The 22,357-nt window shown below is 63.3% G+C and carries 8 protein-coding genes and 2 pseudogenes; all 10 read left to right on the forward strand.

The window, feature by feature from the left end:
* Nucleotides 1-512 precede the first annotated feature (512 nt).
* The gene (locus tag LDP01_RS17315) at nucleotides 513-6,632 is read left to right on the forward strand and encodes an Ig-like domain-containing protein (protein ID WP_224091992.1); all 6,120 of its coding nucleotides are present in this window, start codon (nucleotides 513-515) and stop codon (nucleotides 6,630-6,632) included.
* A 68-nt stretch (nucleotides 6,633-6,700) separates the two neighbouring features.
* Nucleotides 6,701-7,672: an AAA family ATPase gene (locus tag LDP01_RS17320; RefSeq protein ID WP_224091994.1), complete on the forward strand. Its 972-nt coding sequence runs from the start codon at nucleotides 6,701-6,703 to the stop codon at nucleotides 7,670-7,672.
* Between the two features lie 106 nt (nucleotides 7,673-7,778).
* On the forward strand, nucleotides 7,779-8,996 hold the full coding sequence (locus tag LDP01_RS17325) for a DUF58 domain-containing protein (protein WP_224091996.1): 1,218 nt from the start codon (nucleotides 7,779-7,781) through the stop codon (nucleotides 8,994-8,996).
* Nucleotides 8,993-11,498 (forward strand): annotated as a pseudogene (locus LDP01_RS17330) (transglutaminase-like domain-containing protein). The gene LDP01_RS17325 and the pseudogene LDP01_RS17330 overlap by 4 nt, the downstream one beginning before the upstream one ends.
* On the forward strand, nucleotides 11,491-12,876 hold the full coding sequence (locus tag LDP01_RS17335; RefSeq protein ID WP_224091998.1) for an RDD family protein: 1,386 nt from the start codon (nucleotides 11,491-11,493) through the stop codon (nucleotides 12,874-12,876). Before LDP01_RS17330 ends, LDP01_RS17335 begins: the two are co-directional and overlap by 8 nt.
* On the forward strand, nucleotides 12,873-13,874 hold the full coding sequence (locus tag LDP01_RS17340) for a PP2C family protein-serine/threonine phosphatase (RefSeq protein WP_224092000.1): 1,002 nt from the start codon (nucleotides 12,873-12,875) through the stop codon (nucleotides 13,872-13,874). The genes LDP01_RS17335 and LDP01_RS17340 overlap by 4 nt, the downstream gene beginning before the upstream one ends.
* Nucleotides 13,763-15,424, forward strand: coding sequence for an FHA domain-containing protein (locus LDP01_RS17345; RefSeq protein ID WP_224092001.1), 1,662 nt, complete (start codon nucleotides 13,763-13,765; stop codon nucleotides 15,422-15,424). The genes LDP01_RS17340 and LDP01_RS17345 overlap by 112 nt, the downstream gene beginning before the upstream one ends.
* On the forward strand, nucleotides 15,421-17,133 hold the full coding sequence (locus LDP01_RS17350; protein ID WP_224092003.1) for a serine/threonine-protein kinase: 1,713 nt from the start codon (nucleotides 15,421-15,423) through the stop codon (nucleotides 17,131-17,133). Before LDP01_RS17345 ends, LDP01_RS17350 begins: the two co-directional genes overlap by 4 nt.
* A gap of 48 nt (nucleotides 17,134-17,181) precedes the next feature.
* A complete protein-coding gene (locus LDP01_RS17355; RefSeq protein WP_224092011.1) occupies nucleotides 17,182-17,886 on the forward strand; it encodes a hypothetical protein in 705 nt (234 codons plus the stop codon).
* Nucleotides 17,883-22,344 (forward strand): annotated as a pseudogene (locus tag LDP01_RS17360) (type VII secretion EssC family protein). The gene LDP01_RS17355 and the pseudogene LDP01_RS17360 overlap by 4 nt, the downstream one beginning before the upstream one ends.
* The last annotated feature ends 13 nt before the right edge of the window (nucleotides 22,345-22,357 follow it).

Raw genomic sequence — 22,357 nt, forward strand, 5'->3', positions numbered from 1 at the left:
TTCTCTCACGTAGTGCGCTGATCGTGGGATTGTGGCCGCACGATGAGGCCCGACGTCGGCACTTGCCGTGGGTGCCCGGCGTCGAGCTACTGCTGCGCGGCCTTCCCCGAAGAGGACACGATGTGAGCGAGCATCGGGCAGAAGAGGACACGATGTGAGCGAGCATCGGGCAGAAGAGGACACGATGTGAGCGAGCATCGGGCAGAAGCGGGTGGGATGTGAGCGAGCATCGGGTGGATTTCACAATTCGATGGAATAACCTAGAATTCTGAAGAGCGGTCGAGGGGAGTTCTCCCCATCGCCGCGTCCCCGGGGAAGGCCATAGGCTGTCAAAGCCAATGGAGAGTCCAATCTCGGGTTCCCTTGGCTCCTCGTTCGGTGCGTGGGATAGTCTTAGGGACTGAAAATTCCGCCGCCGTATGGGGGTACTGCGGAATGCAAGGCTGCCGGCACATGCCGGTTGGTCTGGACGCCGCCTGGGGGCGGCTGTACAACAAGGGAATTTTGGGGCTGTGACATCTTTCTTCGGCAAGCTGGGGCTGAAAAAGCGTCGAAACAGGAAACTCGTATCTGCAACTGCCGTGACTGCGGCCGGTGCCTTGCTGGTAGCGGGCGCAGTCCTCTATCCGGGGTTCAAGACGGCCGAGGTCGATCTGAACGATGGCGGCGTGTGGGTTGTGAGCAAGACCAAGAACGCCGTGGGACGGTTGAATTATCCCTCCCGGGTTCTTGATGGAGCTGTGACACCGGCCACCACCACCTTCGATGTCCTGCAGCATGACGGCAATGTTTTTGTGGACGATGAGTCCGGCTCCACCATCAACCAGGTCTCTGCGGCGAACCTGAAGCTGGGCGGCGACAAACAACTGCCCTCGTCCTCGCAAGTCAGCTACGGTTCCAGCGTCCTCTCAGTCACGGACCCCGCCCGTGGAAAAGTGTGGGCGCTTTCGCCATCCACCGTGAACGGCTTCGACGAAGAATCCACCGAACCCGTCCTCACCGGCTCGCAGAACATGGTGTCGGCCGTCGGACAGGACAACCGCATTTACACGGCGGACCCGGGCAAGGGCGAAATCACCATCACCACCGTGGACGCCAACGGCGAACGGACTGCCTCGGAAGTAACCAAGGTGGACGAGCTCAAGGGCGCCGGTGACCTGCAGATTGCTGTTGTGGGCGACAAACCAGTGGTGCTCGATGCCGCGTCCGGAAACCTCTTCCTTCCCGGTGGCCGCAAGCTCCAGCTACAGGACGCCCGGGAAGCCAAGCTCCAGCAGAGCAGCGAAGACAGCGGCTACGTGGCCATCGCTACGCGCAAAGCCCTCCTGAAGCAGCCTCTGGACGGGTCCACGGCAGCCACCGTCAATGTGGACGGTGAGGGAGTTCCCGCCGCGCCAGTGCAGGTCAGCAAATGTGTGCACGCAGCGTGGGCAGGGGCCAACAAATATGTCCGCGATTGCGATAACGACGCAGACGATAAGAAAAACGACGTACCCAAGGCCAGTGCCTCGCCCAGCTATGTCTTCCGCGTGAACCGGGACCTCGTGGTCCTCAACGACATCAACTCCGGCAGTGTGTGGCTGGTCAACCAGAACATGCAGCTCGTGAACAACTGGGACGATGTTGTCCCGCCAAAGAACCAATCCGATGACCAGGACCAGGAATCCGCGGACAACAACACCATCAACGTCCTCCCGGACCGTACCAAGCCGAACCGTCCGCCCGAGACCAAACCCGATGAGTTCGGCGTACGTCCCGGCCGTACTTCCGTCCTGGGCGTCCTGGACAACGATTCGGATCCCGACGGCGATGTCCTGACCGCCTCGGTTGGCGCCAACGGCCCCAAGTCGGGTGCGCTGGAGAGCATTTACGGCGGCTCAGCGTTCCAGATCAAGGTCCCTCCCACCGCGAAGCCTGGCACGGAGGTATTCGACTACAACGCCTCGGATGGCCGGGGTTTGTCAGCCGGCGGGAAGGTGACGTTGCACGTCGTCGCTCCGGAAGAGAACAAGCCTCCACTGTTCAAACGTGCCGAGCCCACCACGATGCTCGTGGAGCAAGGCAAATCCGTTAGCCAAAACATCCTTACGGACTGGATGGACCCCGACGGCGATGACCTCGTCCTGCTGGACGCCAAGGCTGACAATGACCAGGACCAGGTCAAGGTCCGCCGGGATGGGTTGCTCACGTACCAGGATTCCGGCGCGGCGCCCGGAAAAAAGAACGTCACCATCACCGTCTGGGATGGCCGCGCCACCATCACAGGCCGGGTGGTGGTGAACGTGCAGCCGCCGGGAGCCCTGGCGCCGGTGGTAAACGCGGACCACGTCACAGCGGTGGTCGGCCAGGACCTGGTCATTTCCCCGTTGAAGAACGACGTCGACCCCAACGGTGGCGCCTTGCGCGTGGCCCATGTTGAGGCTGCAGGCCCGGCAGAGCTGGGCCCCGTCACCGACGGCGGAACCTTTACGTTCCGCAGCAACACCCCCGGCCCCGTGTATTTGAGTTACATCGCCAGCAACGGACCACAAAGCAGCCAGGGCTTGATCCGCGTGGATGTGGAGTCCGGGAAGGACGCCGGGGCCCCGGTTGCCGTCCACGACGTCGCCCTGCTGCCTGTGGGTGGAAGCGTGTTGGTTGATCCGCTGGCCAACGACTCCGATCCTTCCGGCGGGGTCCTCGTCCTCCAGTCGGTTACGGTTCCCGACGGCTCCTCGGCATCGGTCAGTGTGATCGACCATAGCGTCCTTCGCATCACCGACGTCCTCGGGGCCAAGGAACCTTTTGTGTTCAGCTACACCATGTCCAACGGCCGCGCCTCGGCCACCGGAACGGTGGGTGTGGTCCCAGTGCCGGCCCCCGCCGTCGTCGAGGCTCCCCAGCCGAAACCCGACGAGGTGAACGTACGCGTCAACGACGTCGTCACCATTCCTGTCCTGGACAACGACACACATCCGCAGGGCGAAAAGCTCTCTGTTGATCCTGTGTTGGCCCAGCCCGTTGCCGAAGAAGACGGCAAGGCGTTCGTTTCCGAAGACACGCTCCGCTTCATCGCTGGTCCTGTCCCCAAGACGGTGCGCGCCATCTACAACGCCGTGGATCCGCAGGGGCAGAAAAGCGCCGCTGCAGTGACCATCCATATCCTCCCGTTGGAAGGCGCCCAGAATTCGCGGCCACAGCCCAAAAACCTAACGGCGCGCGTAGTGGCGGGCGGCAGCGTCCGCATTCCGGTTCCGTTGGATGGCATAGACCCCGACGGCGACTCGGTCCAGCTCACCGGCATCGACAGCACACCCAGCATGGGAACCGCGACGGCGGGAAGCAACTTCATCGATTTCGTCGGCGCAGGCGACGGCGCAGGTACCGATACGTTCCGATACAAGGTGATTGACCGCCAGGGAGCCGTCAACACGGGAACTGTCACTGTCGGGGTTGCGCCGCGCGGTGAAGACAACCAGAAGCCGGCTCCGGTGGATGACGAAGTCAAGGTCCGTCCGGGGCGGCAGATTGCCGTGGATGCTACTGCCAACGACACTGATCCGGATGGTGACCTGATCCGGATCGTGGCCGATGGTATTGAAGCTGACGCCGGTTTGGATGCCCATGTGAGCAAGACCAGTGGGCGCATCCTTATTACGGCGCCTGCTGCCGAAGGGACGGTCAACGTCCGCTATTCTGTGGCCGACGACCGCGACGCCGTGGGCCAGGCCAGCATCCGGGTGATCGTCAAGAACGATATCCCCCTGCAGGCCCCGATTGCCCGCGATGACCGCGTGACATCGGCCCAGACTCTCGGGAAGACAGCCGTGGACGTCCCCGTCCTGAAGAATGACGAAGACCCTGATGGTGTGGGGGAGAACCTCAAAATAAGTACCGGATTGGAGACGGCCCGGCCTGGGTCTGAGGGCAACGTCATCGTTGACCTCACGGAGCAGCCGCAACTGGTTCCCTACACGGTGGAGGACGTGGACGGACAGAAGTCCACGGCCATCATCTGGGTGCCGGGCATCGGCCAGCAGGTTCCCACCTTGGCCAAGGATGAGGTGGTGGAGTTGGTATCGGGCCAGTCCGTCACCGTAAATTTGGCCGACTGGGTCAAGGTCCGTGATGGACGTTCCCCCCGGCTGACGCAGGCAGACCGCATCAAGCTGATCGGCGCCGATGGCAGCGACCCCATTGCCAACGGTGGTACTGCGATCAAGTACACGGCAGGCGCAGAATACGTGGGCCCTGGATCCATCAGCTTTGAAGTCACGGATGGAACCGGCCCTGACGATCCCAACGGCTTGAAGTCCACGCTCAGCATCCGTACCAAGGTGCTCCCGGACCCCAACAAGAACAATCCGCCCACGCTGCTTGGCAGCCAGGTTGAGGTTCCCAAGGGGGACTCGGCGAGCCTGGACCTGGAGAAGCTGACCTCGGATCCTGATGCCGACGACGTCCAGAACATGAGCTACGAACTGGTGGGCGCGGCACCCGGCGGTTTCCGGGTGAACTTGGATGGCAAGAAGCTCAGGGTTTCAGCGGATGATTCCGTCCGTATCGGACAGGGTGGCACCGTTCAGGTAAAGGCCAAGGACCGCCGTGGACTGGAAGCGCTGGCAACGTACAAGCTTTCGCTCTCAGCATCCAACCGGCCCAAACCTGTTGCCAACGACGACGTGGAACCGGACGCCCAGTCCGGCAAGCCTGTCACGGTGAACGTGCTGGCGAACGATTCGAACCCGTTCCCCGAGACGCCCCTGAAGATCGTCTCGGTTGTCACGGAGACCGGCCAAGGCACGGCTGATGCCGGCGGCGACAGCGTGACCGTCACGCCCGCTCCGGGCTTTACGGGGACGATGGTTGTTGCGTACACGGTGGAGGATAAGACGGGAGAGACGTCGCGTTACGCCACCGCCCGCATCCGGCTCACGGTGAAGGACAAGCCGGCTGCTCCCACGACTCCGCTTTCGCAGAGTGTCGGCGACCAGACAGCCTTGCTGACCTGGAATGCCCCTGCCGACCGTGGTTCGCCCATCACCAAATACACGGTGTACGGCGAAGGTGGCTTCAAACAGGACTGCCCTGCCAACACCTGCACCCTGACGGGCCTGACCAACAACGTGAAGTACCACTTCGCAGTGACGGCCACCAACGCCATCAATGAGTCCGATCGCTCGCCAGTGTCCGCGGAGGTTCGACCCGACGTCAAACCGGACACCCCCGTGGCGCCCACACTCAAGTTCGGGGACAAGCAGTTGTCCGTAGCCTGGGTCCCGCCTGCCAGCAAGGGCTCGCCCATCAAGTCATACGATCTTGAGATCTCCCCGGCTCCTGCGGGCCAGAATCCCCAGATCCAGAACCTCACCGGCGCAACCTATGTCTGGAAAGGCCTGACGAACGGCGTTGCTTACAAGGTCCGTGTCCTGGCCAGGAACGACGCCAAAGAACCCTCGGAGTGGAGTCCCTACTCCGCCGCGGAAACTCCGGCAGGCGTGCCTGCAACGCCGGCCGCACCATCTGTTTCCGGCGCAGGATCGGTGGGCACCCAGAGCCAGTTGAAGGTCAGTTGGGCAGCTCCGAACAACAACGGTGACCCTGTGTCTGCCTACACGCTAACCACCTACCGGGGTGGCGCCGTCGTGGGTTCCCAATCCGTAGCCGCCACATCGCAGAATGTCACCGTGGCAAACGCGGAAGCTGACTACACCTTTACGGTTTCGGCAACCAACAAGGCCGGCGTCAGCGGTGTCAGCCAGCAGTCGGCGGCGATTCGTGCTGCGGGCAAACCCGGCACGGTGGGAAGCGGTTCGGTCACTGCAACCGGCACCAGTGGACAGCTACGGGTGACGTTTACCCCGCTGACCGCCGCGGAACGCAATGGTTCGCAGGACAACGAAATCACCTACCGCTGGCAGACCGCCTACGGTTCGGGCCCGATTGGCCGCGGCGGCGGAGACATCGGCGGCCAGCCAAACGGCGACAACGTGGTGGTCAACATCATTGCCACTTCAGTGAAGAACGGCATGTCCGGTGATGCCAAGGCAATCGGAACGGGGAACCCCTATGGGCCTCCGAACGCGCCGAATGTCAATGGTGGAAAGTCCGCCAAGGGTGATGGCCAGGTGCACTGGACGTGGAACAACCCATCAATGAACGGCCGGCCTTTGGATCACTACGAGGTCAGCCTGGACGGTGGCGGCTGGACGGGCGTAGGCAAGGCAAACAGCTATGACGCCGCGGGCGGCGGCTGGAACAACACACGCAACCTGAAGGTCAGGGCAGTGACTGTCGTGGCCGGTCCTGCAGGCAGTGCCAACTCAACGAGTGGGGACGATCCGACGCCGCCAGTCACTACGGTTCGTGTCAAGCGTGCGGACAACAACAGCTGCCCCGGCAAGCCGGGCGTCCCGGACCGGTACAGCAATGTCAATGGCGACGCCCGTTGCGGCAGCAGCGATGCCAACTGGGTTTCGTACTCTGACGGCTGGATCACCTCTGCGTGCTGGATGAACATCTACGGCTCCAGCGAAACATCCAACCCTGAGTCCTATTACAAGTGGTACCGCATGGAAAACGGACCCCACCCCGGTTGGTACGTCAAGCTGGCCACCATTGATGTCAATGGCCCGGACGTCGGCCGCTGCTGACGCGCGGCACTCCCACCACGCTCTTCCCAACACCCAAACGCCCCGCCCATAAGGAACAGGATCAATCGATGACCATGACAAACGAGCAGGCCGCGTGGTTTGCAGAAACGTTCGAGAAGCTCGTTGCCAACGTGGGCCAGGCCGTTCTGGGCAAGGACCATGTGATCCGCCTCACCTTTACGGCGATGCTGGCTGAAGGCCACGTCCTGTTCGAAGATGCCCCTGGTACTGGCAAGACCTCGCTTGCCCGTGCCTTGGCCGCGACAGTCCAGGGTTCCCACAACCGCATCCAGTTCACTCCCGACCTCCTGCCTTCGGACGTCACGGGTGTGACCATCTATGACCAGAAGACCCAGAAATTCGAGTTCCACAAGGGCCCGGTCTTCAACAACATTGTCCTGGCCGATGAGATCAACCGTGCCTCGCCGAAGACCCAGTCGGCGTTGCTGGAGGTCATGGAAGAATCCCGCGTCACCGTGGATGGCACCACGTACGAGGCAGGCCGTCCGTTCATGGTCCTGGCTACGCAGAACCCGATTGAACAGGCCGGCACGTACCGCCTGCCCGAAGCGCAGCTGGACCGGTTCCTGATCAAGACGTCCATAGGCTACCCGGACCACGCTTCCACCGTGAGGCTCCTGGGAGGGGCCAACTTGAAGGACCGTTCCAAGGACCTCACTCCCATCATCACCACCCAGGCCGTGGCTGACATGGCGGACCTCGCCGCCACCACCCATGTGGACACTGCAGTGCTGGAATACATTTCTCGGCTCTGCGAAGAGACACGCAACGCTTCCGAGACCCGCCTTGGCGTCTCCGTCCGTGGTGCTTTGGCCATGGTTCGCGCGGCGAAGGTTTGGGCCGCCGGGCAGGGACGCAACTTTGTTCTTCCAGACGACATCAAGGAACTTGCCCCCGTGGTCTGGACACACCGTTTGGTGATGGATCCCGAGGCTGAATTCTCCGGTGCGACGCCGGAAGTGGTCCTCGCGCGTGTCCTGGCCGAGGTCGCGGCCCCGCAGCAACGCGCGAGCGCATAGGGCTGTGCGGACGCTTAGCAAAGTAGCCGGTGCCTGGCAGCGCAAACCAGGCATCCAGAAGACTGGCAAACTCCATCCCTCGGCCGTATGGGCTGAAGCTGTGGGAATGGCAGGCGAGTTTGTCGCACCGGCATGGACCAAGGTGCGGGACCTGTGGCTTCGCTTCGCCTGGCCTGTCCTTTCCGTGGTGAGTGTGCTCGGCTGGGTAGTCCTTGCTGCGGCCATTGGACTATGGATCGCCGGGCAGTCCTGGGGTTGGCAGGAGGCGAAGTCTGCCGCGATGGTTGCTTTCCTGCTGTTTGTGTTGGCCGTGGGCTTCATCGTGGGCCGCTCGGCTTATGGCGTGGTCCTGGATCTGGCCCGGACCCGTGTGGCGGTGGGGGACGACGCAGTGGGCAGCATCGCAGTGTCCAACGTTTCGGCCAGGCCGCTGTTGCCTGCCGCATTGGAGTTGCCGGTGGGCGCCGCGACGGCTGTCTTCCATTTGCCCCGCATGAAGCCGGCCCAGGTACATGAGGACCTTTTCACCATTCCGACGGCGCGGCGTGCTGTGATTGTTGTCGGTCCCGTACGCTCCGTGCGTGCAGATCCGCTCCATCTGCTGCGGCGGCGCGTGCTCTGGACTGAGCCGGTGGACCTTTTCGTCCACCCGCGCACCGTACCGTTGGGAGGCTCGGCTGCCGGCTTCATCCGCGACCTTGAAGGCATGCCCACCACGGAACTATCCAGTGCCGATGTGTCCTTCCACGCACTGCGCGACTACGTTCCCGGGGACGACCGCCGTCACATTCACTGGAAGACCACGGCCCGCACCAACAAACTCATGGTCCGGCAGTTCGAGGAAACCCGCCGTGCGCACCTGGCTATTTCCCTGTCCATCAATACGGATGAATACGACTCCGATGGCGAGTTCGAGATGGCGATTTCCGTCGCCGCGTCAATCGGCCGCCAGGCTATCAAAGAGCAGCGTGAGCTGGACGTCCTGACCCAAAAGGGACCGCTCCGCTGTGAAACGGGCCGCAACCTGCTGGACGACATGACCAGGATTGTGGGGACATCCCTGCGGAAGACCGCCGTCGACCTCGCCCGGAACCTCTCGGACACGGTTCCCAACGCATCGGTGGTGTTCCTCGTGGTAGGGAGCCACGTCACGGCTACCCAGCTCCGCACCGCGGCCGCGTCCGTTCCGCCGGGCGTTCGCAGCCTGGCCGTCCGCGTCCAACCCGGAGCGGCGCCGTCGAGGGCCAATATTGCAGACCTGACGGTCCTCACCGTTGGCGACCTCGATGACCTGGCAATCGTGCTGAGAAAGGCGGCAGCATGAGCACCGCACCAAATCTTCGCGCACGCCGCAGGGAAACCAACCGCAGGGACACCAACCGCGGCGCCGGGCGCGCCAGCGCTGGCTCGATATTTGCCGACGCCCGGCCCCTTTGGCATTTTGCGGTGGACTGCAGCGCCCTGGTGGTCCTGCTGTTCCTGGGTGTGCTTGGCTTCAGCCTGAGCTTCGGTGGCGATCCGCATTACATCATCGCCGGGCTGGGCGGCATTTTCCTGGGACTCGGCATAGCGATCCTGAACGCGCACCTTCGCTTGGGACTGCTGATCACCACCGCACTGGGATTCGGTGCCTACATGCTGTTCGGTTCTGCCTTGGCAGTGCCCGACCCAGCCGTCTTCGGGTTCCTGCCGAGCCTGGAATCGCTGCGGACTTTGCTGCTGGGGATCGTCTTTGCATGGAAGGATATGCTGACCGTCGGCGTGCCCGTGGGCACGGCCAACGGCATGCTCATTGTGCCCTTCCTCAGTTCCATGATCACTGCGCTGGCTGCGGGTTTGTTGACGTGGCGCCTGAAGAGTCCATATTGGCCGCTGTTGCCGGTACTGGTCCTTTTCGTTACCGGCGTCGCCTTCAGCACCAGCGCGGGGTTCCTAAATGTGGAGCGCGGCGTTTCCTTGACCATTGTCTCGATCGCCTGGGCGGCGTTCCGACGCGACGCACTCCGGCAGAGCAGCACCAAGACCGTTTCGGCCAACAGGGCGCAGTTCGACGCCGGTGCGGCCCGCCGCGGGAAGCTCCGGCGCCTGGGGACTGCTGCTGCCGTGGTGGTCGCGGCAGTCGGGATCACTGCAGTCGCTTCGCCGCTGGTGACAGCCAGCGACGACCGGAAGGTACTGCGCAACACGATCGTTCCGCCGTTCGATCCCCGCGACTACATCACGCCCCTTGCAAGCTTCCGGAATTTCGTGAAGGACGAGAAAGACCACACGCTGTTCACAGTGAAGGGCCTACCCAAGGATGCACGCGTACGACTCGCGGCGCTGGATGCCTTTAACGGCCTGAACTACACCATGGATCCCAACAGTTCCGGCAACTTCAGCAAGGTGGGTGATGCCCGTTCGCTTAACACGCTGGCCGATACGGGAAGCCCGGTAGCCGGCACCAATTACACGCTGGAAATCAACATCGAGGATTACCAGGGATATTTTGTCCCGGGAGGCCGCCACACCACGGGCATGAGCTTCCTGCAGAGCTCCGGTGCGGCGTCGGGACTGTACTTCAATGCCGGCACCGATACGGCAGTGACCACCAAGGGCCTGGCAAAAGGCGACAACTACACAGTCCAGGTTTCTGATCCGGGAACCCTTGAACATGGCCAGCTGACGCAGTACGACTTCGCCAAGCTCACGTTGCCCGAAGCCCAGGAAGTACCGCCGATCGTCGCCTCGCAGGCGAACGAGCTCTCGGCTGACGCTCCCACGGCCATCGACCGTGTACGGCAGATAGAGGCCCATTTCCAGAAGAGCGGGGCGTTCAGCAACGGCCCTGGTTGCTGACGGCCAGTTGCCCAGTTTGCCTGGCCACAGTGCAGCACGCGTTCGCAGCCTGCTCTCCGCCAAGCAAATGCTGGGTGATGACGAACAGTACGCCGTCGCGATGTCACTCATGCTGCGTCACCTCGGCATCCCTTCGCGCGTTGTCATGGGGTTCTATCCGGATCCCAAGAGCCCGGAAAACGGTGCAGGGGACGTCAAGATCATGGGTAAGGACGTGCACGCGTGGGTGGAAGTGGCCTTCGACCGCGTCGGCTGGGTGTCCTTCGATCCGACTCCGCCCAAGGACAACGTGCCCATCCCGCCGGATCCTGAGAACAAGTCCAAGCCCAAGCCGCAGGTGCTGCAGCCGCCGCCCCCGCCGCAGGAGCCTGCGGACCTCCCGCCGGACTCCACCCCGGATGCCTTGGATGCCGATGAGAAGAAAAACAACCCCTGGCTGTTCTGGGGGCCGCTGCTTGCCGCGATCGGCGTGGCGATGATTCCGCTGGGAATTCTCGCAGTGCCGCTGTTGCTGATACTTCTGCTGAAATCACGACGCCGGAAGGCACGTTTTCGTGATGGCCACCCCGCCCAGCGGGTCGGCGGTGGGTGGAACGAGGTGTTGAGCCTTGCTACTGACATGGGCGCCTCGATTGACCCTAAGTCCACGCGGCGGGAATCGTCTGCCGTCATTGCGGATGCATTCCCGGTGACCGGAACCACCACCACAATGTTGGCGCACAGGGCTGACGCCGCAGTTTTCGGGGCAGGGCAACCCAGCGAGGAGGAAGTCAAGGAGTATTGGGAGATCGTGGATTCCTCGCTTCAGGACATCACAGGAAGCGTTGGTTTCTGGAAGCGGCAGCAGGCCCGGTTCTCGCCGAGGTCTTTGCTTTCCGATGGCCGGGCCGCACTGCGCCGGCGCGAACAGACACCCAGGGTCTCCAGGAAGGGTGCCATCTTCACCAACCGCACCCTGTTCAAGAAGAAGGGCAGCGTTGATGAGTAGTGAAGCTGAGCTGTGCCCGGCCTGCAAACACCCGGTGCGTCCCGGCGCAGCCTTTTGTACTCATTGCGGATCGCCGCTGACCAATCGTGGAGCCCGGAAGGAACGCAACGTCAACCGTGCCCAGGCTGCCGCCCTTGACTTCGCCACCCGGCAAGGCCTGCCCGATCCCGGTAGTATCTCGGTAGTGCCGGCGTCCACAGCACCGATGCAGCCGGGACGTGAAGCTGCTGTAAACGTACATCCGGGGCCAGGGGGAGGGACCACAATGACTGCACAGCTCGAGCTGGTACCGGCATCCGTCGGAAAACGCCTCGGCGCGGCAGTGCTGGACTGGTTGGGACCTGTTGCCGTCCTGACAACCGCGTTCGCACTGGGCATTGCCGGTATCACCCAAACCCGGCGGAACGGCTTTATCGTCTATGACACCGCTCTGCTGGTCCTCTTGGGGAGCATCGGCCTCGGTGTCACCGTCCTGTACATGTTTGTGCTGCTGGGAATCGAAGCCAGGTCTGGAAACACCATTGGTAATCAACTGATGGGAATCCGCAGCTCCGATGCCGACGGCTACGCGCCCGGCGCCGGCGTCGTTTTTGTCCGTGGCATTCTCACGGGCGGGCTCCTCCTGCTGGCGGCAATCCTCGGCGCGGTGCTGTTGGGCGTTGGGTTGCTTGGATTGGTCCTGTGGATCGCCCTCCCTCTTATGGTCCTGGGTGTGGTCTGGGCCGTCCTGGTGGTTGTTTCCAGTGCTTGGGACAGGAACGGCAAGCTGCGTGGATGGCATGACAAAGCCGCGAAGTCCTTGGTGTTCGACGTCCACGCGGGCCGCAACCCGGTTGCCACTGGAGGTATCCAGGGGCCCTACAGCTTCGCGCCCGTGGAGCTACCGCCCGTGCAGCCGGTGGTGTCACCGGTCCCGTCAATGTCGGCTGCCCAGCCCGTGTCCGCACCGCGGCAGGTATCCAATCCGCGGCCAGCTCCTGTTGCCCCCGCACACCCTGACGATGACGTCGAGAAGACGCAGATGCGGCCCGGAACTGCCCGGGCGGAAGCCGTGCTCCGGATCCGTGTTGACGACGGCCAGGACGTCGAACTGGGTGGAACCGTCCTGGTTGGCCGCAACCCAGCACCCCAGCCCGGGGAAGCTGCCGAGCAGTTGTTGAGTGTTTCGGACCCCGGAAGGTCCATCTCCAAGACCCACTTGCATCTCCGGGTTGATGGCGATGGCGTGTGGGTTACGGACCGCAACTCAACCAATGGAAGCGCTGTCACTACGCCCGACGGCCTCCAGACCCGGCTTCATCCGGGGGAAGCAGTTTTCGTCAGACCAGGTTCCACCGTTCACTTCGGGGACCGTTCCTTCCACCTAGGACAAGCATGAACTCACAGCCGGCCAGCCCCGCCGACCCGGATGCCAACGCCGCTGGATCCGCCTTTCAACTCAGCTACGGATACGGGACGGACCGTGGACTGCGTCGCGAACTGAACGAGGACTCGTTCATTGCATCGGATCCGGTCTTCGCGGTGGCCGATGGCATGGGGGGCCATGAGGCAGGCGAAATCGCCAGTGGCGTGTGTGTGCGGACCCTTGGCAGTTCCCCTGTCCTGGCGGCAGGGGTCCGTTCGGCTTCGGCAGCGGACCTGCAGGAGTGCCTGTTAAAGGCCGATGCCAGCATCCGCGAAGCCACGGGAGGGCGCGCGGGCACCACACTCTCCGGCGTCGTGGTGGTGGAACAAATGGGCGTGCCCTATTGGCTGGTCATGAACATTGGGGATTCCCGGACGTATCGCCTTAGCCAGGGTGATTTCGCCCAGGTCAGCGTGGACCATTCAGAAGTCCAGGAACTGGTGGACTCCGGTGACATCACGGCGGAGCAAGCGGCCGTTCATCCGCGCAGGCATGTGGTCACGCGCGCTTTGGGCACTGGCGACGAGACCGAGGCGGACTTCTGGTTGCTGCCCATTCAGGAGGGGGACCGGATCATGGTCTGCTCCGATGGGCTGAACGGCGAACTGGGGGATGACCATCTGTTCCGCATCCTCAGCACCGTGGCCCATCCGCAGGACGCGGTGGATGCCTTGATCCAGGCTGCATTGCGCAGCGGTGGGCGGGACAACGTCACGGTCATTGTGGTGGACGCCAAGAACGTCCTTAACGATGCCGGCATCGCCACCACGGCGCCGCGCCCGGAGACCGAATCCGAGGTGGAGGAGGACACCCTGCCCAGGGCCCTGGGTGACAGGAACGGACCAGGAGGAGGGCGTAGATGGAAAGCAGTAACAAGCCACCCCACGCCCGATACCAGCGTGGTGACTGGTTCGGCGTCATCCGTCAGGGCACTGTGGTGCTGCTCGGCCCCGATACCCCGCCTGCCCTGATCGATTCGGTGTGGGACCTTCTCGCGTCCGCGCCCGAAGCCCATGAGGTCCTCCACGAAGTGACCGAGGCTTTCGGGGTTTCCCTCAGCCGTATTCCGCCCTTTGGCATCATCGATTCCAAGGACGCCCTGCGCGTGTTCCTTCGCGGCGACCTTGAACTCGTTGTGAAGATGTCCGCCGGGGAAGAGGTGCTATCTGGACGGGACGTGACTACCTGGACGGAACGCCGGCTCACCGCGGCTGATTCCTACGTCCTGCGGATAGGCGCGGGAACCCGTTCCTCCTCCGTTCCGGCAGACCTTGGTATCCCGGCAAGACCTGGTGAAACCTCGACGCCGGACGGCAGCCTGCCGCTGGGGGAGGGTGTGGTCCTCCTGGCCTCCCTCGAGGTGGTACTCCAAGCCGGCGCTGTGAATGTTCCGGCGCCCGCTGCGGTTTCCGATGAAACCATGATTGGCTACGACGATGCGGACCTGGGCCTCACCATCGCGCCCGGAATTTCCGAAGGTCATGTGCATACCGAAAGCGCTGAAGAATCCTTGGGCGTGCCCGTCCACACCAGCACCACGGATCCCATAGTTCCTGCGCTGGAGACCACCACCAACTATGACCACCTGTGGGACAAGACGGTGATGCGCAACATCGAAGACGCTGCGGTGCGCGCGGACGAGGAATCCGAGGATCACGATGCTCCGGCGGCCCATGCCCCTGCGCCACAAAATTCGGTATCAGAAACAGCGCCGTCGGCAACACCCACGGCAGTGCCTGCACTGATCGAGTCCGTTCCCTGGCTGCGCAGCCCCGGCGAGGTGCCTGCCTCTGGGGGACGGGCCGAATCGATTGCTCCGCCGCAAGCCCCTCCCGCTTCAGCGCCTCAGGTTCCGGCGGAATGGGAGTCGACGCCGGTGGGTTTGGCGTCGATGCCCGCGCCTGGACCCAGCATGCCAACGAATGGTCCGTTCATGGATGGTGTCCCCGCGGATGACGATGCTGACCATGACGGGCAGACGATCATGAAGAGCAGCATCGCCAGCCCTGACGCCCAGGGTCCTGGGCCCGGGGTTGCACCGAAGGATGCCCGGGCCGGCAACGGTCCCAGCGTTTTAGCGCGGGTGTGCTCCCAAGGTCATGCCAACCCGCCGACCTACGCTCAATGTGCCACGTGTGGTTTCGCGCTGTCCGGTGATTCGCTTCAGGTCCCGCGACCCCGCCTGGGCAGAATGCGCTTATCCACTGGTGAGCTGATCGACCTGGACCAGTCACTCGTCATTGGCAGGCAGCCGTCAGTGTCCCGCGTGCAAGGCGGCACCATGCCGCGGCTGGTGCAGGTGGAGAGCCCCGGAGGGGACATTTCCCGCTCACACGTCGAGGTTCGGTTGGAGGGTTGGCACGTCATGCTGTGCGACCTCAAAGCGACGAACGGAACCGTGCTCATTCGAGAAGGCCAAGCACCCCGCAGACTCGCCCAAAACGAGATGGCCATCCTTTTGGACGGCGACATAGCTGAGTTGGGCGACGACATTTCATTGCGTTTCGAGGAGATTCTTTGAGTTCCAAGAGGCCCCCCGCGCCGCCTCCACCCATTCCCGGTTTCAAGTACATCAGCCTGCTGGGCTCCGGTGGTTTCTCCGACGTATACCTGTACGAGCAGGACAGGCCGCGCCGTAAAGTAGCAGTCAAAGTGCTGCTGTCCGACTTGAAGACCGAAGGGGCACGCCGCCGTTTCGAGTCCGAAGCGAACCTGATGGCACAGTTGTCCTCGCACCCGTACATCGTGACGATTTTCGAGGCGGAAATCACGGAGAGCGGCCATTCCTATTTGGCGATGGAATACTGCTCCCGGCCCAGCCTCGATGTCCGCTACCGCCGTCAGCGCTTCAGCGTCGATGAGGTCCTGGCCGTCGGCATCCAGGTGGCATCCGCCGTCGAGACCGCCCACAGGGCCGGCATCGTGCATCGCGATATTAAGCCCGCCAACATCCTGGTCACCGATTACAACCGTCCCGCCCTCACCGACTTCGGCATTTCCGGGACCATTGGGGCCGATACCGAGGACGACGCCGGAATGTCCATCCCGTGGTCACCGCCGGAGCAATTCCGGGGCGGGGCAGTTGACGGCGTTCCGGTGGACATTTGGGCCCTCGGTGCCACCCTGTACACGCTCCTTGCTGGCCGTTCACCGTTTGTTCTTCCCGGCCAGGACAACTCGCAGCGGGAACTGATCTCCCGCATCACCAACTCGCCCCTGCCCAGGCTCGGCCGTGCCGATGTTCCGGAGTCGCTGGAACTCGTCCTGTCTACATCCATGGCGAAGTCACCGGAATCCCGCTACTCGTCGGCCCACGCTTTTGCCTTGGCGTTGCAGCGGATCCAGACCGAGCTGAATTTGTCCGTGACTCCCTTCGAGGTGCTCGAGGAACCGGGTCACGGAGACGAGCAACACCCGGACGACAACTTCGAGGAAACGCGCGTCCGCAGTATCGCTTCAATCGATCCGGACGCTTCGGGAACCGCTACTACTGGTTCGGCACCCACGTTCCCGGCACGGACCTTCCCGTCCACTGTGCCCGGCGCCACCCAGACTCCTCCCCAGCCAGGCCAGGCTCCTGCCCGGCCAGCCCAAGCTCCTGCCCAGCAAGCCCCAGCGCAATTCCAAGCGCCGGTTTGGGACTACCGGCAGGTTGGGCAACCGGACGTGGCGGAGTCGACGGTACTCCGAGGCTGGCAGCCTTCACGTCCACAGGACGACGTGGGCGCAACAGTCCGGCGTTCCCAGGCGCCTGCAGGGGCATCGCCGGCGTCCCAAGCCGCTGCTCCCGGCGCGGATCATGGCAAGCGCAATCTGTGGCTGGCGGCGACGGGTGCCACGGTTTTGGTGGTCGCTATTGTGGTGGGCGTGGTCCTGGGTGCCCAGGCGCAGCCGAAGGTTGCGCCCACGGAGACGGCGAGTAAGCCGGCGGTCGACGCCTTGGGCGATGGTGGGGTTCCGGACGTGGAAGGCTTGGTCGGCAAACGCAGGCCGGGCAAACCCGACTTCGCAGATTTCGAGTGGAAGAACCCGCAGCCCAAGGAGGGCGACACTTACAAATGGCGCTACAAGACGGTTGTCCTCAGCGAAAGTGAATACAGCAACTCCGAACTGGAACCACGTGCACTGGCCTATGGTACGGAGTCGCCGCTCTGTATTCAGGTGATCATTGTCCGTGTTGACGGCAGTGCCTCGTCCGGGGGCGAGGGTTCTGTCGCCTGCGTGGACTAGAAGCGGCCGCATGACACACATTTACAGCCGACTGAGGAGGCACAGATCATGGGGGATCTAGCAATAGATTTCTGTGGCGAATGGTACGAACCATCCGACGAAGACGTCTTTGACATCGGCAGGGAAGGCGACCTGGAGGTTGACGACAACCCGTACCTGCACCGGCGTTTTTTGCAGATTGCACGGTATGACGGCATGTGGTGGCTCAGCAACGTAGGCAGCATGCTCTCTGCTACGGTCGCGGACGGATCGGGCGGCATGCAGGCCTGGCTGGCTCCCGGTGCCCGGATTCCACTCGTTTTCAGCCACACCAACGTCATCTTCACTGCGGGGCCCACCACGTACGAGTTCGCCGTGCATTTGAAGACGCCGTCCTTCCGGCATGAAGCCAGGGACGAGGACCAAGCGGGGGACACCACTATCGGGCCTGTGGTCTTTACCGACTCGCAGAAAGCCCTGATCGTCGCCCTCGCCGAGCCCATGCTGCGCCGCGATGGCACCGGCTTCAGCGCTATTCCGTCGTCGGCGGAGGCGGCCAAGAGGCTTGGTTGGGCCCTGACCCGCTTCAATCGCAAGCTGGACAACGTCTGCGACAAGTTGGACCGCGTGGGCGTCGTGGGCCTGCGTGGTGGCGCCGGCAAACTCGCCACCAACCGCCGCGCCCGCCTGGTGGAGCACGCCGTGACCTCGCACCTGGTAACAGCCGCGGACCTGTACCTTCTGGAATCCATGTCTGGAGTAGACGAAGCATGAAGTTCCGCTTGACCCTGCGGCGAGACCCCGCGGAAGCGAAGGACCTCGCCGTTACGGTGGATGGTCGCGCCACCGTGGCGGACATCGCCACTGAACTTTGGGTTGCCGACCCCGCGCGCAAGGGCACCGAACCGCCGTCGAACCTGTCCATCAGCGTGGACGAAGCGTTCGTGGGCGGCGGGCTTTCCGGCCATGTCCTCAGGCCCTCGGACAACCTGCTCGAGTCCGGACTGCGGCCTGGCTCCAAGGTTTCGCTCGCGCAGGTGGGCGAGCAGTTCGCGTCGAACGGCAACGGTGGTACCAACGGCCAAAACCGGGGACCAGCCGCGGCGACGTTGCGCGTCATGTCAGGGCCCGACGTCGGACGCGAATTTTCGCTGCCTTTCGGCACCAGCTACATCGGCCGGGACAGGGACGCCGACATCCGTCTCTCGGATCCGCTGACGTCCAAGCGCCACGCACGCATCACAGTTGGCGAGACCGTGGAGATCGTGGACACGAACTCGGCCAACGGACTCCTCATGGAAGGTTTGCCGGTCACACGGGCAACGCTTGAATCCTCCGATACGGTGACCTTGGGCGATACCACCGTTGGGGTTGTGTCACTGTCGCGGAACCATGGCGGCGGCCCATCATCGCCGCTGGTGGACTTCAACCGCTCGCCTCGTGTGCTGCCGAGGTTTGAGTCTCCCAAACGTGTGCCGCCGGCCGGGCCGAAACGGCCTGAACACCAACCATTCCCGTACATCATGTTGATCGCACCGCTTCTGATGGGCGGCGTCCTCTTCGCCTTCACCCAGAACCTGCTCTCGGTGCTTTTCATGGCCATGATGCCGCTGTTCATCGTTGGCCACTATGTGGACCACAAGATGCAGGGCAAACGCCAGGCGAAGGAAGGCCATAAGCAGTTCCAGGCTTCCATGCTTGCGTTCCGGGAGGACATTGACCGGCAACAGAACATTGAACGGGCCGTGCGGCTCCAGGAAGCACCATCGGTCAGCGATACCGTGGATGCGATCTACAAACTCGGCCCCCTCCTGTGGACCAACCGTCCTGAGCATCAGCATTTCCTTGGTGTCCGGTTCGGACTCGGATCTTCGCCGTCGCGGATTCAGTTCGAAGAACCCGGCGCCAACGAAACCGAACCCCGGTACATGAGGGAAATCCAGGAATGCCTGCAGCAGGTCCGTGTCATTGATGGCGTGCCGATCGTGTCCCAGCTGCGCACTTCGGGTTCGTTCGGCGTGGCAGGGGACCGCAACGTGGTGGACGATGTCGCCCGGGGCATGGTGCTTCAGTTGGTGGGCCTCCACTCGCCTGCGGAGGTGGTGCTGACTGCATTGACCTCGGCCCGCTCGCGTGAGCGCTGGGACTGGTTGCAGTGGCTCCCGCACGTTGGTTCCGGTCACAGCCCGCTCTCCGGCGACCATCTGGCCGCCGGCCCTGCTGCTGGTGCCTCGCTGCTCTCGCGCCTGGAGGACCTGGTGGAGCAGCGCGAGGCCCAGGCCAATGAGCCTGGTCCGCAGCCACGCCCCGCGCTCAAGGACGAGCATGAAGAGATTCCCGGTCCCGTGGTACCTGCTGTCCTGGTGGTCGTTGAGGACGATGCACCTGTGGACCGGGGACGGCTGACGCGGCTGGTGGAACGCGGCCCGGACTTCGGGGTGCACGTCATGTGGGTGGCAGCGAATGTGCAGTCCTTGCCTGCCGCTTGCCGGGACTTCCTCTCCGTCGACGGCGATCACGGCACCACTACCGGCCAGGTACGGCTTGGCCGCCACACCTACCCCGTGAGCTGCGAAAGCCTCGACGCCGGTCTCGCCACGCAGCTGGCGCGCATGATGTCGCCGTTGGTGGATGTCGGAAATCCGCTCGAGGACGATTCGGACCTCCCGCGTGCCGTTTCCTATGCCACTTTGATCGGCAAGGAACTCATGGACAACCCGCAGGCCGTTGCCGAACGCTGGCAGGAGAACAATTCAGTCCATGCCACGGCGGTGCCCAACCGCAAGGACAACGGAAGCCTGCGTGCCTTGGTGGGCTCCAAGGGCGTTGAACCGTTCTACCTGGACCTTAAGAACGAAGGACCCCACGCGCTCGTGGGCGGAACCACCGGCGCAGGTAAATCGGAGTTCCTTCAGTCGTGGGTGATGGGAATGGCAGCGGCCTACAGCCCGGACCGCGTCAGCTTCCTGTTCGTGGACTACAAGGGTGGTGCGGCCTTTGCGGACTGCCTGCACCTGCCCCACACCGTGGGGCTCGTCACCGACCTGTCTCCGCACCTGGTACGCAGGGCCCTGACCTCGTTGCGGGCCGAACTTCACTATCGGGAACGCCTGCTGAACCGTAAAAAGGCCAAGGACCTGCTGGCACTGCAGCGTGAAGCAGACCCCGAGGCGCCGCCGTACCTCATCATCATCGTGGACGAATTCGCGGCGCTTGCCACCGAAGTCCCCGAGTTCGTTGACGGCGTGGTGGACGTTGCTGCCCGTGGACGTTCGCTGGGTTTGCACCTGATCCTCGCCACCCAGCGCCCCGCGGGTGTCATCAAGGACAACCTGCGTGCAAACACGAACCTCCGGGTCGCGTTGCGGATGGCTGATGAAGTGGATGCCGTGGACATTCTTGGCGTCCCCACGGCGGCATACTTCGACCCGTCCATTCCAGGGCCGTGGTGCTGCGAAAACCGGCCCGGGCCGCATCCAGGGGTTCCAGACCGGATACGCGGGTGGCTGGACCACCGAGAAGCCGCAGCGCCCCCGGATCGACATCGTGGAGATGGCCTTCGGATCCGGTCCCTCCTGGGAGCCGCCGCCTGCCACAGCTGTGGAGGAAGAACCTGCGGGCCCCAACGACATCGCCAGAATGACAGGCAACATTATCCGGGCCGCGGACTTCCTGGCGATTGAGCCACCACGCAAGCCGTGGTTGAACGAACTCGCCATGACCTACGACTTCTCCAAATTGCCAAACCCGCGCACGGACGAGCGGCTCTTGCTAGGCGTGGCCGATGACCCCGCACACCAGGACCAGCCCACCGTGTTCTATGAACCGGACAAGGACGGCAACATGGCCGTCTACGGTACGGGTGGTTCGGGCAAGTCGGCGGCGCTGCGCGGAATCGCGATCGCCGCCGCCGTCACACCTCGTGGTGGGCCCGTCCACGTGTATGGCATCGACTGTGGTTCTTCAGGTTTGAAGATGCTGGAGGGACTCCCGCACGTGGGGGAGGTCATCAGCGGGGACGATGTGGAGCGGGTTGGCCGCCTTCTGCGGTGGCTCAAGGAGGTTGCCGATGACCGCGCCGCCCGGTTCGCCGAGGTCCGGGCCTCCACCATTGTTGAATACCGGCAGCTCGCAAACCGTCCGGACGAAAAGCGTATCTTCATCCTGGTGGACGGCATGTCCGCCTTCCGTGAAGGCTATGAGTACAGCAACCTGTCCGCGCTGTGGGACATCTTCCTCCAGCTGGCAACGGATGGACGTCCCCTGGGTATCCACCTGGTAGTGAGCGGTGACCGAACCAACTCTGTGCCGGCGTCGCTCCTTGCCTCGATCCAAAAACGCCTGGTCCTGCGTCTTAGCTCCGAAGACGACTACATGACGCTCGATGTGCCCAAGGACGTCCTCAACTCAGCCTCGCCCCCCGGCCGCGGTTTGCTCGATGGCCTGGAAGTCCAACTGGCCGTGCTGGGTGGCAACTCGAACCTGGCGCTGCAGGCCCGCGAAGTGTCCAAACTCAGCCAGGCCATGGTGCGCCAGGGCCTGGAGCAGGCGCCAAAGATACAGCGGCTTCCGGAACTCGTGGATTTGGATATCCTGCCTTCGGGTGCCCCGGACAATCCTGTTATTGGCGTGGACGATGAGACCTTGGGTTCGGCCACCATCGCTGCAAAGGGTTCGCTCCTGCTCGCGGGGCCGCCGGGTGCCGGACGCACAGTTGCGTTGGTCACGTTGGCGTACGCCCTGCGGCGGTCCAACCCGCGGACGGACCTTATCTACATCGGCTCCCGCCGCTCCGCGGTTGCCTCCCTGAACATCTGGAGCAGGTCCCTGGTGGGGCCTGACGAGGTCTCGGACGTGGTGGATGATCTCATCGACAAAGCCACGGACAACCCGGGCACCATGGCCATCTTCATCGAAGGCCTGACGGAGTTCACGGACACGTTGGCGGAATCGGGCGTGGGACGGTTGGTCACGGCTGCCATCAAGGCCGATCAATGGGTTGTTGGCGAATCCGAAACGTCCACGTGGTCCCAGGCATGGTCCTTGGCCCAGCCCTTCAAATCGGGCAGGCGTGGACTGTTGCTCAACCCTGGGGATGTGGAAGGGGATACCCTCCTTAACACCTCGCTGGGCCGGATCAGCAAGGACTTCATCCCTGGCCGCGGGTACATCGTGGGACGTGGAAAGGTACGCAAGCTGCAGGTCGCCATGCCGCCGGAGAACCGTAGCTAGGAACTGGCTGGTA

The organism is Arthrobacter sp. StoSoilB13 (genome assembly GCF_019977255.1).
In the GTDB taxonomy this organism is placed as follows: domain Bacteria; phylum Actinomycetota; class Actinomycetes; order Actinomycetales; family Micrococcaceae; genus Arthrobacter.

Bases quoted from the DNA above. Each gene is read 5' to 3' on its own strand.
- LDP01_RS17355 (WP_224092011.1), top strand. From the start codon at position 17,182: ATGGGGGATCTAGCAATAGATTTCTGTGGCGAATGGTACGAACCATCC.
- LDP01_RS17335 (WP_224091998.1), top strand. From the start codon at position 11,491: ATGAGTAGTGAAGCTGAGCTGTGCCCGGCCTGCAAACACCCGGTGCGT.
- LDP01_RS17340 (WP_224092000.1), top strand. From the start codon at position 12,873: ATGAACTCACAGCCGGCCAGCCCCGCCGACCCGGATGCCAACGCCGCT.
- LDP01_RS17345 (WP_224092001.1), top strand. From the start codon at position 13,763: ATGGAAAGCAGTAACAAGCCACCCCACGCCCGATACCAGCGTGGTGAC.
- LDP01_RS17325 (WP_224091996.1), top strand. From the start codon at position 7,779: ATGGCAGGCGAGTTTGTCGCACCGGCATGGACCAAGGTGCGGGACCTG.
- LDP01_RS17320 (WP_224091994.1), top strand. From the start codon at position 6,701: ATGACCATGACAAACGAGCAGGCCGCGTGGTTTGCAGAAACGTTCGAG.